General features: G+C 61.7%; 9 protein-coding genes. All 9 read right to left on the bottom strand.

All coding sequences use genetic code 11. The annotated features are described in order from the left end of the window. Positions 1-9: 9 nt before the first annotated feature. Positions 10-1230 (bottom strand): glycosyltransferase, encoded by a 1221-nt coding sequence (locus I2I05_RS03715; RefSeq protein WP_196280894.1) that lies wholly within the window; start codon positions 1228-1230, stop codon positions 10-12. Positions 1231-1353: 123 nt separating this feature from the next. Next, a complete protein-coding gene (locus I2I05_RS03710; protein WP_196280893.1) occupies positions 1354-2559 on the bottom strand; it encodes a glycosyltransferase in 1206 nt (401 codons plus the stop codon). Positions 2560-2646: 87 nt separating this feature from the next. Then, positions 2647-3654 carry a glycosyltransferase family 2 protein gene (locus tag I2I05_RS03705; RefSeq protein WP_196280892.1) on the bottom strand — a complete coding sequence of 336 codons (1008 nt, stop codon included), beginning with the start codon at positions 3652-3654 and terminating at the stop codon, positions 2647-2649. Further along, positions 3647-5110 (bottom strand): O-antigen ligase family protein, encoded by a 1464-nt coding sequence (locus I2I05_RS03700; protein WP_196280891.1) that lies wholly within the window; start codon positions 5108-5110, stop codon positions 3647-3649. The genes I2I05_RS03705 and I2I05_RS03700 overlap by 8 nt, the downstream gene beginning before the upstream one ends. A gap of 42 nt (positions 5111-5152) precedes the next feature. Then, positions 5153-7279 (bottom strand): GumC family protein, encoded by a 2127-nt coding sequence (locus I2I05_RS03695; protein ID WP_196280890.1) that lies wholly within the window; start codon positions 7277-7279, stop codon positions 5153-5155. Next, complete coding sequence (locus I2I05_RS03690; protein ID WP_196280889.1) at positions 7276-8010, bottom strand: TolC family protein; 735 nt, start codon at positions 8008-8010, stop codon at positions 7276-7278. Before I2I05_RS03690 ends, I2I05_RS03695 begins: the two co-directional genes overlap by 4 nt. After that, entirely contained in the window at positions 8007-9194 is a 1188-nt protein-coding gene (locus I2I05_RS22275) for a sugar transferase (protein ID WP_196280888.1), read from the bottom strand. Before I2I05_RS22275 ends, I2I05_RS03690 begins: the two co-directional genes overlap by 4 nt. A 2-nt stretch (positions 9195-9196) precedes the next feature. Further along, complete coding sequence (locus I2I05_RS03680) at positions 9197-9574, bottom strand: response regulator transcription factor (RefSeq protein ID WP_230688150.1); 378 nt, start codon at positions 9572-9574, stop codon at positions 9197-9199. Between the two features lie 604 nt (positions 9575-10178). Further along, positions 10179-12362 (bottom strand): PA14 domain-containing protein (locus I2I05_RS03675; protein WP_196280886.1); only part of this gene is annotated, 2184 nt, incomplete at its 5' end.

Genomic DNA, 12362 nt, shown 5'->3' with positions numbered 1-12362 from the left:
CAGAGAAACTTACTGCCCGGCCAGGGCTGGTTGGGCGCGGGCTTCGGTGCGGGCCACGGCCGCGTAAAGCCGTCCCGCGCTGGCTTCCCAACTGTGGCAGTGGGCCAGGGCAATGCGGGCCTCAATGCATTCGCGCCCGGATGCCGCGATGGCGGTGTCGAGGTGTTGCAGCCATTCGGCGGTGCCAGTAGCCAAGTACACATGGTTCGGAAAGAGGCACTCCATGGTGCGGGTGGCGGTGGCCACCACCGGCTTGCCCATGGCCAGGTACTCGTCTATTTTGAGCGGATAATTCCCAATGGTTGCTTCGTTAACCAGCTGTGGGTTAATGCAAACATCGGTGTGTTGCAGGTACGCCGCCAGTTGGGTCGGGGCCTTGTTGCCGAGGAAAAAGACATTGGGCAAATCGTGCAGTTCGCTTCGCCGGAAAACTTCGTCTTCCGGGCCTACCAGCACTAGGTGCCAGTGCGGGCGCTGCTTCGCAATGGCCAGCAGCAAGTCCATATCCAGCCGGATGGCCGTCAGGTAACCCGTATACACCAGGCTTGGCTGCGTCACGTGGGCCAGGTCCGCGGGTTTTTCGTACTCAAGCTCGGCCCGGTACATGTCCAGCGCGCAGCCCTGGCCGATGTCGACGGTATTGGGGTTGTGCTGCCGGGCGTAGTCGCCCAGGTAGGCCGAGTTCACGACCACCACATCGGCCTGGTTCAGCAGCTGGGCTTCCACCCACGGCCCGTGGCGCTGGAAATAAGGCACGGCAATGGTGAAGTCGCGCAGGTAGTAGATGGACAGGCGCGGGGACAGTAGCCGCTTCAGTTCCAGCCCCTGAAAAATGATGCCATCTTGCAGCAAATAATACGATTCATACCCCAGGGACCGGGCGGCTTGGGCAATGCTGGTAGCCAGCAGCGTGCTGTTCCAACGGTTCAGCGCTTGGAAGGCTTTGCGGGAAGTCAGCCAGTTGATGGAGGCCCCGAGCACCTTGGGCGTGAGCACCCATAAGTTCGGCTCGGCCTGCACCAAGCCTTCTGCCCGGCCAAACAAGACGCTGAGCCGCTTCTGCACCTCGGGCTCTTTGAAGCCCGACACCACGGTATTCACATCCAGCGGCATGTTGACGTACAGCACCCGATTGGTTTTCGCGAACTCCAGAGCCAGGTTCTTGGCACTGGTGGCGATGCCAATGTCCCAGTTTTGCTGGCAGAGCATGATGATGTTCTGGTTTTTCATGAGCGGGGCGAGCGGGTGGCGGCATTACTTTTTTGCAGTGGCCCGCAGGCCCTGGCGCCAGCCAATAAGCAGGCTGATGAGGGCGGGCACAATGATGATTTCCCAAGGCATAACGGTCGAATTTTAGTGCTGGGGGGCGGCGCTTCGGGCGGTAGTAGCCGTGTGCGGAGTCGCCATAAAGGAGGTTTTAGCTTTTCTGATTTGCAGCAAAGCCAGCAGCATGGCGCCCAACGCCACCGGCAGGTGCAGCAGTGCCCGCCCCACCTGCCAGGTATACAGGCGTGCCGGCAGCGCCAGCAGCAGGGCCGCCGCCGTACCGGCCAGCAGCGCCAGCCAGTAGCCTGGCGCTGGCCCCACCGGCCACAGCAGCGCCAAGCCCAGCAGCGCCACCAGCAGCCCCAGCAGCAGGATGCGGGGCAACAGCATGGACTGCACAATTTTATCAACGAAGTCCCAGTTGCCCTGGCCCAGTTCCCGCCAGCCTTCGCCGAGGTACTTCACGAAAAACTCCTTTTGGGTGGCCAGCCACCGCGTGCGCTGGCGGGCAAAGGCCCGGGAGTTCTGCGTTTTCTCGTCGTACACGTAGGCCTGGGGCAGATAGGCTATTTTCACCCCGTCTTTCAGCGTTTTGAAGTCCAGTTCCTTGTCCTCGCCGGGCGTGTCGCCAATGTCCTGCAGCAGTTGGTGGAGGTACTCGTACTCGAACGCCATGGCCGAACCAATCAGGGACGGCGACAGGCCCAGGCTGGCGTGGCCCTGCCGAAAAATGTGGTTGTTGATTTCCTCGTTGCAGGCATCGAGCACGGCAAAGGGCGAATCCAGGTTTTTGGCGGTGCGGTGGCCCTGCACCACCCGGTAGCCCGCCGCGAAAGCCGCGTTTACCTGCGTTAAGAAGCCCGGCGCCATCTCGTTATCCACGTCCAAAATCACGGCCACGTCGTAGGCGTGGCGAGGCAAAGAATCGAGCGCGGCCAGCAGCGCCTTGCCCTTGGTGCTTTTCTCAAACGCTACTTCCACCACCCCGACGCCGCGCTGGCGCAGTTCCTGCACCGTGGCCCGCTGCAAACCATCGGCGATGACGTGGACATCCGCTTGCCCGGCGTAGACGTGGCGCCCGGCCACCGGGCCCGTTTCCTGAATCACGGCATCGGCGTGGTACGCCGGCATCAGCACGCACATACGGCGCGGCGCCGCGGCACCCGCGGCGGGCAGCGCCGGTTGCCGCCGGTGCCCGGCCACCGAAAAAAACAGCAGGTACCCCACATTGAACAGCAAGCAGCCGCCGAGCAGGTAGAGAATCAGGGCAGGAAATAGGAGCAGTGAACTCATGCTGGTAAGAAGGAAGCATTGGTATCAGGAACCCGAGGGCCGAGGCTGCGCCCGAAAAACGAGCGGAATCCACCGCAAATGCGGGGATTAAGTTGCCGAGGGAACGCTGGGCCGGGCAACCGCCGCCAAGCTTGGCAAGTGGCTGTCGGATAAGGTTGTAGAGCGAGGGTTGGTAGCCAGTGAAGCGGCCGGCAGGTAATGGTTTTGGTGAACAGGGTGCTTCTGCAGGTGCCAGCCCAGCGCCCGCCACAGGGCCCGCAGGTGGGGCCACTCGCGCCGCAGGGCGTATTTCAGGCTGTTTTTGGGCACCGCGACGGACAAGTAGAACAGCAGCCCGCTCCAAAACCGCAGCCCTGTGGTGTTGCGCCGGATGTAGAGCAGGCGGTTGCGGCTCAGGTAGTAGGTGCGCAGCACTGAGCCCTGGCCCACCGATACCGATTCCTTGTGGTACACCGTGGCCCCGGCCTCGTAGTAACTCAGGTAGCCCAGGCGTTTTATCATTTCGCACCAGTCAAGCTCTTCGTAGTACAGGAAGTACAACTCCGGCATCAGACCTGCCCGGCGGATAACGGCGGTGGGCACCATCATGGCTGCGCCGTGGATGAGGGCGGTGACGTGCGATGTATCATGCTGGCCCTTATCGGGTTCGAGACAGCCAATGACGCGGCTGCGCCCGGTCCAGGGGCTGATGCCGTCGCATCCGGCGTATTGAATGAGGCCGTCGGTTCCGTAAAAGATGATTTTGGGCGAAACGATGCCGATGGCGGGGTTGCGCTCAAACACGGCCACCAAGGGCTCCAGCAAGTGCGGCACCACTTCGGTATCGTTGTTCAGAAACAGGCAGTAGGCTCCGTTGGCCGCCCGGATGCCGAGGTTGTTGCCGCCGGCAAAGCCCAGGTTCTGCGGCGAACGAAGGAGCTGCACTTCTGGAAACTGCTCCGCTATCGGGCCCGGGTCCTCGGTGGGGGAGGCGTTATCAACCACAATTACCTCGTAGTTGGGGTAGGTGAGTTGGCGCAGCGAGGCCAGCAGGGCACAGGTGACCCGCGCCTGGTTATAATTGATGGTAATAATGGAAACCAGCGGCCTAGCCATGAGCGGCGGGACTTATTTTGATGATGACGGGCGTGGGCGCATCGAGCTTGGGGCCCAGAAAAACGAACACCCACGAGGTATATAGCAGCAGTGACGAGGGCACCTGGTTCATAATCTCATTGCCGTAGCTGGCCATGAGAATGCCCGCGTAGCCGGCCGTGAGGGCCAGCAGCTTTTGTCGCAGCACGGGGTCGCGGAGGCGCCAGACAATGCCCGCGCATTTGCCCAGAATATAGAGCATAAAGCCAAACCAAATGATGAAGCCGACGATGCCATACTGGCCCCACACTTTCACGAAGTAGCTGTCGGGCGCAATCTTGGCCAGGAACTTGTCGCGGTTGTAGAGCTGGCCCCACATGCCCATCACGCCCATGCCGCCGCCAAAGGGCCGGGTGGCCATGTAGTCGCGCAGGATGGCCTGGTTTTCCAGGCGCACCAGCAGCGACGGGTCGTTGGGATTGAGCGCCGAACGCATGCGGAACACGTTGGGGTTGGTGTCGCCGATGTTGGTGTATTTCAGCACCCCAAACGCCCCGGCGGCCAGAAAGCACCCCAGTATCAATATCCACACCCGCTTGCTGAGCACCAGGTACACAAACGCCCCCACCACCAGCACAAAAAACGCGCCCCGCGTGCCCGAAACCAGCATGCCGTAGAGCAGCACCAGCGCAATGCCGGCCAGCAGTATGCGCTTGGTCCAGGAGAACGGGCCCACGGCCAGGATGCCGCAGATAAGCGCCACGTGGGCCTGCGACGAGCCGAACTGCGCGGCCTCGCTGTAGAAGGAAAACGCCCGCAGCTGCCCCCAAATCACGTGGGTGCGCGCCCCGCCTTTGTCCAGCCACAGCTGCTCCATGGCATCGACGCCGTTCGCCTTTTGATGGATGCCGTACAGCGCCCCCGCTATCGAAATGCCGATGATGAGGTAAAGAAACAGGTTCAGGTCGCGCTTTTGGTTGAACACCAGAAAGCCCAGCGGAACGGACAAGAACCACAGCAAAGCGCTGCCGCGCAGTTCAAAAAACCACCCCTGCAAGCTGGCGCCGGCCGGGTTGGCCACTTCCAGCAGGTTGATGACGAACCAGATGACCGTGAGGCGACACAAGTCATTGCGAATCAGCGACCAGTCGGGCGGCGAAGTGCGGTGAAACAGCACCGCCACCCACGTAATCAGCAAAATTATTTCCAGGGCCGTGCCCGCCGGCACATTCACCAAATGGCGGGTGAAGTAGCTGAGCACAAACGCGTAGACCAGCGCCGCAATGAAACCCCTGCGCGGGTTGTTGAACACCAGCACGAGGAAAAACACCAGCGGCGGCCCCACCAGCAACGCCCCGGGCACGCCCTCGCCCAACTGCCCGCCCAGCCAGCCAATTGCCAACGCCAGCGCCACCGCGGCCGGCAACAGCCAGCGCGAGTTGAGCAGGGTTTCGGGGGTTGAGGGAGAGAATCGCATGAGTTGGGAAAGCGGCAGGGCGGGCCGAAAAGCCCGCCGTGATTAAGCCAGGGCTTCTTCGCCGTGGTGCTGTGCTACGCCCGATAGCACCACTTCGACCGGCGCCGAGGTCGCCGAGCGCAGTTCCTGCACCGTCTGGTGGTCGGTGAGGCGCCAGGTGCGGGTGGCCGGCACGGTGAGGAAAATCAGGTGCAGCTGCCGCAGCAGGCCCACCGGCAGGGCTTCTTCCCGAAGGGCCGGGAATTCGACCAGCACGAGCTGCACATCGGGCGAGCTGATGGCCGTCATGCGCTTGGGCGTGGCGTGCTGAATCAGTTGGTCGAGCTGCCAGCCGTGCACGGCCGCCGCCTCGGAGGGGTAAAACAGCGAAGGCGCGTCCGAAGACGGGTCAAAGCCGTCGGAGTCGGGGTAGAGAGCCAGGGTTTGCACCCCCATGTCGTGGCAGCGTTGCGACAGGGCCTGGCACAGCATGGTCTTGCCTTCCTGGCGCTGCACGCTGAAAATGCCCACCACGAACGGCGAGGGCATTTGGGACGTGTTGGCCTTGAGCAGAATGTGCCGCACCAGTTGGTCGAGGCTGCGCTGCTGCGTGGCTTGCAGGCGCAGAGTAGGCGGAGCGTGCGCGTCCAGCATCAGGCCGGCCACGGGCAGGCCAATCTGCCGGGTCGCTTCAACGGGGTTCTTCAGGGATTTATCCATGAGCCCAAGGCCCACGATGGTGCCCGCCACGCACACCAAGCCGCCGAGGCCGCTCAACAACACCATCAAAACCAAGCGGTTGGATTTGGGTTTGGAAGCCAGATTGGGCGGGTCCACTATCTTGAGGTTGGCCGTGAGCTGGGTGTTCTGCTGGGTGGCCTTGCTGGCGTTGAGGCTGGCCAGCACCGTGAGGTAGGCTTTCTCGGCCAGGTCAATTTCGCGGGCAATGCGCTTGAGGGTGGCTCCCAAAGGCGCCATGCGCTGGTATTCGCGCTCAAACTCTTGCCGGCGCCGGTTCATCACCGCCAGCTTGGCTTTGTTCGATTCCACCAGCACCATGTTCTGCACCCACTCGCCCAGCAGGTCCTTGTTGGGAATGCCTTCGGTGGAGGTGCTCTGGGTCGAATACGTGTCGACGCTGTTCTGAATGGCCTGCGCGGTACGGTCGGCCTCGGCCTGCAGCTGCTTGGCTTTGGCGGCGGTGCCCGCGTCCGACTTGCCCGCAAACTGTAGGTCGGCCAAGTTGGCGTTCAGGCGGTTCAGCTTCTGGGTTTGCTCCAGCACTTGGCGGCTGCTGAGCAGCGACGCCTGGCGCCCGCCCAGCTTCTGGTTCACGGCCCCCAGCGCGGCCCGGGCGCCCGCGTATTGCTGGTTCATCAGGGTCATTTGCTCGGCCAAAGATTCCTTCTGGATGGCAATGTTGTCGGACTGCGACTCGAAATTGATGATGTTGTTGTCGCGGTTGAAGGCCAAGTTTTCGGCCTCCGCTTTGTCCAGCCGGTCCTTGGCGCGCTTCAATTCGGCTTCGTAATACTCAATAACCGAAGCCGTTTGGCCCTCGCGCAGGTTGCGGGACTGGTCCAGAAACACCTGCGTCACCAGCTCCAGCGTGGAGCGGGCAATGTCGGGGTTGTAGCTCTCGTAATACAGCCGAATCAGGTCGCTCGAGCCAATGCGGCTGGCGCTGAGGTAGTCGAGGGCCGAAAGCGAGTACGCCGGGTTGGACGAGTTCAGGAGGCGGCGCACAGCGTTGGAATTGTTGGCTTTCGCAAATGCGCGGACTTTTTCCAGCGTTGCCTCGCGGGTCGGGCCGGACAGCTGCTGGCGCAGCCGTGCCGGCAGCCCTTCCTGCAGGCCTTCGTAGGTGGGCCAGGCCAGCCACTCCGGGTGCTGGCTGGTTTGCCAGATGTGGTCGGCCAGCAGGCGGTACGCCACCTCCTCCTTCGTCGAACGCGACTCAATCAGGTTGACGAGGTTGTCAAACGCGTTGTTGGTCGTGTTGTAGTCGGACGCGGCATTGCCCGTGAGCGAGTAGCCCGAGGCAATGCCCGTGTAAATGGTGGTGTCGGAGCTGTAGCTGTCGGGCAGCTGGCGGGCGAAGAAATATGTCGAGGCGCTCAGCGCCAACGGCACCAGCAGGAGCAGGCGCCATTTCCGTCCCAGCAGCCGGAGAATTTCGGAGAAGCTCATCGGGTCGTCATTAAAGTTGAAATTTTAGCGCCCACCACTTCTTCCAAAATCATGAAGGCGGTGTCGTATTGGCTCCGTGCTGATTCCTGGGCCATCGAAGCGGAGGTGAGCTGGCCGGTATTGCCCGAAAGCTCCTGCAGGGTGAGTTGCCCCTGCCGGAACTGCTTCTCGGCCAGCTGGTAGTTGGTACGCACATTCACGTAGGCTTCCTGCTGCAGCGTGAGCAGCTTGCGGGCCAGCCGCACGTTCTGGTAGAGCGGAATAATTTGTTGGCGCAGCTGGTTTTCCTGGTCCTGCCGAACGGCCTCGGTGCGCTCGTAGCTTAGTACTTCCCGCTTAATCTGGTTGCCCCGGCTCACCAACTGGCCCAGGGGCAGCGAAAAATTAATCCCCGCCGAATAGCGCGGCGTATTGCGCACCGCCAGCTGGTCGAGGCCCGTGCCTCCCACCGACACCAAGCTGCCGTAGGTGTAGTTAGTATTCACGCCCAAATTCCCCAAAATGGCTTCCTTGGCAAGCGTAATGTTTTGCTTGCCAATGGATTTGTCCAGCTCCATGGCCTTGAGCTGCGCCGAGTGCTGAATGGCAGCGGCGGTGAGAATGGGCAGCGTGGTTTCGGGCGAGTCGAAAAAAACGCTCTGCCAGCCCTCGTTTGCTGCGGGTTTGGCCTGGCCGAACGCCAGGGTCGTGGGTAATGCCCATAGCAGGGCACGGAGGAGCGTTTTTATCATACGTTCTCTTTCTGAAATAAGGCAGGAATAGTCTTTAGAATGATTTCGAGGTCCTTCTTCATCGAATAATTCCGGGCATATTCAATGTCCAGCGCCTTGCGCTCGTCCTCCGACATTTCGCCCGCCTTGCCCCGGCGCGTCACCTGCCATAGCCCCGTGATGCCCGCCGGCGCGATGAAGCGCCTCGAGTACTCGTCGGTCAGCAGCTTTTCGGCTTCGTAGAGAGGCAGCGGGCGGTTGCCCACCAGCGACATGTCGCCCCGGAGCACGTTGTAGAGCTGGGGCAGTTCGTCGAGGCTGGTGTTGCGCAAAAACTTGCCCAGGCGGGTCACGCGCGGGTCGTTGGCAATTTTGAGGAACGTCGGGGCTTCGTTTGCTTTCTGCTGCGCGCGGTAGTGCAGCTCGCAAATTAGCCGCCCGCGCTGGTCCACCAGCTGCTGCCGGCAGGTGGTGCCGGCCGTGGCGCAGGTTTCGCACAGGGCCGCCAGGCCGGTGGCCTCGGGCCCCGCGCTGGAACCGCGCGACTGGTACTGGTTCAGGCCCCGCATCGAATCCAGCAGCTTGTCGGCATCCGTCCGCATCGAGCGCAGCTTCCAGAATTTGAACACCCGGTAGCCCGAGCCCACCCGGTAGGAGTAGTAAAACACCGGCCCGCGCGATTCGAGCTTGATGAGCGCCGCCAGCACCAGCAAGAGCGGGGAAAGCACCAGCAACGCCCCGCCCGCGCACACCACGTCCATGATGCGCTTGCTCAGCGGCATTCGCAGGGCGTAGGGGCTGCTGTAGCTGGCCGCCGCGGGCCGGGCACGGGCCAAAAACTGCAGCCGGGTCAGGAGCCGGGCCTGGTCGTCGCGGGCCGAAAACAGCTCGCTGCCCGCGCTTTCCAGCAGCACCGCGCGCAGCGCCGGGGCCACCGGCGGCGGCAGCAGCCACAGCACGGGCGGCGCCAGCCGGTATTCCTGCTTGAGCACGCGCATAAGGCGCAAGCCCAGGCCGGAGGCCGGGTCGGCTGCGTTGAGCACCGCGGTAAATGGGAGTGCAGACGGTTGCGAGCACAACGCCAAACACTGCGCCGGGGTGGTAACAACGACAGCCTCCAGCTCTTGCTCAAACTCCTGCTGAAAGCGGCGGCCTTCCACTTCGTCATGAGTTAGATACAAGACGGATATCTTGTTGCTGTTCATGGCTATACCCTGATGCGGTGAAGCAGGTTCTGAATGCGCAAACTGAGCTCTTCCGGGTTGAAAGGCTTGACGAGGTAGTCATCGGCCCCGAGTTTGAGGCACGTGATTTTGTTGCTCGTGCTGTCCTTGCCCGACAGAATAATCAGGCCAACGTCGCGGTGCCGGCTGCTGGCGCGGATTTGCTTGATGAAATCCGGCCCGTCCATCACGGGCATGTCGTAGTCGGCCACGATGGCGTCGGGGGTGTTGCCCTGCTCCAGCCATTCCATGGCCTGTAGCCCGTTCGCCTTTACCACCACCTTGTAGTCTAACCCGAAGTAATGCTCCAGAATCAAACAAATAGATGGTTCATCATCAACAATAAGTAGGACTTTGTTCATATTGGACATACACTAGCATGTGGACAGTGGAAAGATTTGGTTCATATATAGTACAATTTATTCCTTGAACAAGACGAATAAGCAATGCGTTAACATACTGACAAATCATCAATGTGGTTAACTGTAATTGGTATAATGCCTGCTTTTTACTGTATAATAACCTGAATTATAAATATTGCAACTATTTTATAATCAGGGCGATAACCTAAATTTGTGACTTGATTCATTTTCATGAGTAAGCTCATGTGTGGAGTACATGAAAAATAATTTGGCTCGTCGATTTTTTTCAGACCCACCAGCCAAGGCCCAACCCGCAAGCACTACACTAGCTCACACCATGCCGGATTCGGATGGTTATTGTCCGAAAAACTGACTCCGGAATCTAATTTTCGGGTGTCGTACAAGTTGGACCTTTCCCACTGCAGCTCAGCACTATAAAAATGAATAATGACTATGCTGCTAGCTAGTAATTATTCTCTTGAATTCTGAACTCGCATTGAATACAAGCTGAATAACCCGAACGCCCGCGCAACAGCCCGGCCCCGTGGAAGGAGCCGGGCTGTTGCGCGGGCGTTCGGGGGCGGTGCCCGGCGTCGGGTCGGGCTTAGCGGGTTAGCTGGATTTTGTGGGTGAGGACCTGCTGGGCGGAGGTGAGGCGGAGCAGGTAGAGTCCCTCGGCCAGGCCGGCGGCGTCGAGCGGGACCTGGCGGGGGGCGCCGGCTTCGGCGGGGCCGGCGTAGAGGCGGCGCAGGCGCTGGCCCTGCAGGGAGAAGAGCTCGAGGGTGACGGGGCCGGCGGTGGGCAGGGCGAACTCGACGGTGGCGCGGGCGTCGGCGCCGCGCAGCGGGTTGGGGAAGACGCCGAGCACGGGGCGGGCGGCCAGGTCCGGGGCAGGGGCGCTGGCCTCGAGCAGGCCGCCGGTGGTGGCGGTGGCGCTGGCCGTGGTGGCGCTAAGGCTGTAGGGGATGAGGGCGGCGCTGGGGATGGGCTCCTGGCGGACGCCGTCGGGGCGGCGCCAGGCCACGGCCAGGTAGCCGGCGCCCCAGCCCTGCTTGTGCAGGCTTTCAATGTAATACCTCGTACCAGCCTGCAGGGTGATAGCCACCGACTGCTGACTGGGCATGCGGGTGAAGTCGCTGGCCGAGCTGGTCCAGCCGGTGCTGTAGGCGATGCGCACCTTCTTGGTGGGGTCGGCGCTGGTGCTCAGGTAGAGCTCGGCCGTTTCGTCGCCCACAATCCAGAAGGTGTATGTGCCGGTGAGTGGGGGGCACACGTAGCCGCGGATGCGGGCTCCGTTGTTGTAGCTCGTCTGGTTGGGGGTAGCAAACTGCGTAATGGCGGCGCTGCTAGTCGCTTTGGTCGTAACTGGAATGGCGGCGATGCCCGTGCCCGAGAGGTTGCTCCACTGCTCGCGCAGCAGGCTGCCCGTGCCAGTGCACCCCGTTGGGCTCGGTGTGGGCGTAGGCGTCGGAGTAGGTTCGGGCGTGGGAGAGGTAACCGGGGTGCTGGTCGTGGGCGGGGTGCGGAACACATTGACCATTTTAGTGGCCTTGTTATAGGTTGCGCTTTGGGCACCGGTCACGCTAATGTTGCTGATGGTGCCGGCGGAAGTCACCAGCAGCGTAAGGTTCTGGAAGCGGGTGTTGGCACTCAGGCCCGCGTAGTCCAGGTCCACGGTGAGGGTATTGCCGCTGAGCACTTCGGTTTTAACAACCTGTGCGCTAACACGGCGGTACTCGGCAAACTCACGCAAGGTGGTGACCCACAGCCGGTCTTGGGCAATGGACTGGGTGTAGTTCATCCAATCGGCAAGCACGCTGAAAGTCATGCCGTGCGTGAAAACCCGCTGCAGATACACTTCCGAAGCGCTGCTGCCGGCTGCCATCAGGTTGTCGCTCACCGTTTTCAGCCGGCTCAGGAACGTGGCGTTGGTTTCGCCGCCGCCAGTATTCTGGTCCGCCATGTAGCGGTTGTACACGAAGGGCGTGCTGGGGGAGGGCAGGGCGCTCAGCGCCACCCGGTTGCCATTGTAGGCGTTGAGCATGGGAAAGTTGTCGCTCTGGCTGTTGCTGGAAACGGCCACGTAGCCCGCAGCAAAAGCCGCCGTGGGATACCCCGCAAAGTTAGTGGGTACGATGTGTACCGACGTCTTGTATCCCTGCAGGTTATTGGCAATCAGGCCATCAAGCGCCGAGATTTGCTGCGCGGGGTTGGTGGCCGTGTGTAGGTCGGAGTGGTTTTCCACGTCCCAGCCATTGTTCAGCAGTTCCTGCGCTTGCGCCCATACCAGGCGGCTGGCATCGTGCTGGGTGCCGGGGTCCAGCCACACGGAGTTGTTGTAGGTATTGTGGCCGTTGATGGCCACGGCCGCCGTATAGGGCCGGGCGTTGCCGCAGCCGTCGGTGTAGCGCAGGCCGGGGTAAGTCTGGCCATTGCGCACCCCGCCTTTCAGCAACGGGTACACATCGTTAAAAATGGCTGCCGGCGAATCATCTTCCTCGAATTGCAGCACCCGGGACTTGTTGTAGAGCGTGGGAGCAATGCGTGAGGTGGCACTGGCAGGCGGCGCCGAAAAAGTGAACGTGACCCGCACTTTGGAACCCGAAATGGGCGTAGGCGTAGGCGTAGGAGTGGGCGCTGGTGCGGGCGCCGGCGTTGGCTCCGGAGCAGGTGCCGCTACTGTAGTGGCGCTGTAGGGGATGAGGGCGGCGCCGGGGATGGGCTCCTGGCGGACGCCGTCGGGGCGGCGCCAGGCCACGGCCAGGTAGCCCGGGCCCCAGCTTTGCTT

The sequence above is a fragment of the Hymenobacter jeongseonensis genome, from assembly GCF_015694725.1.
GTDB lineage: Bacteria > Bacteroidota > Bacteroidia > Cytophagales > Hymenobacteraceae > Hymenobacter > Hymenobacter jeongseonensis.
This window is presented reverse-complemented; position numbering and strand designations above follow the sequence as displayed.

Excerpts from the sequence above, each read along its gene's own strand:
- I2I05_RS03715 (WP_196280894.1), bottom strand. The coding sequence starts at position 1,230 with ATGAAAAACCAGAACATCATCATGCTCTGCCAGCAAAACTGGGACATT.
- I2I05_RS03710 (WP_196280893.1), bottom strand. The coding sequence starts at position 2,559 with ATGAGTTCACTGCTCCTATTTCCTGCCCTGATTCTCTACCTGCTCGGC.
- I2I05_RS03705 (WP_196280892.1), bottom strand. The coding sequence starts at position 3,654 with ATGGCTAGGCCGCTGGTTTCCATTATTACCATCAATTATAACCAGGCG.
- I2I05_RS03700 (WP_196280891.1), bottom strand. The coding sequence starts at position 5,110 with ATGCGATTCTCTCCCTCAACCCCCGAAACCCTGCTCAACTCGCGCTGG.
- I2I05_RS03695 (WP_196280890.1), bottom strand. The coding sequence starts at position 7,279 with ATGAGCTTCTCCGAAATTCTCCGGCTGCTGGGACGGAAATGGCGCCTG.
- I2I05_RS03690 (WP_196280889.1), bottom strand. The coding sequence starts at position 8,010 with ATGATAAAAACGCTCCTCCGTGCCCTGCTATGGGCATTACCCACGACC.
- I2I05_RS22275 (WP_196280888.1), bottom strand. The coding sequence starts at position 9,194 with ATGAACAGCAACAAGATATCCGTCTTGTATCTAACTCATGACGAAGTG.
- I2I05_RS03680 (WP_230688150.1), bottom strand. The coding sequence starts at position 9,574 with ATGAACAAAGTCCTACTTATTGTTGATGATGAACCATCTATTTGTTTG.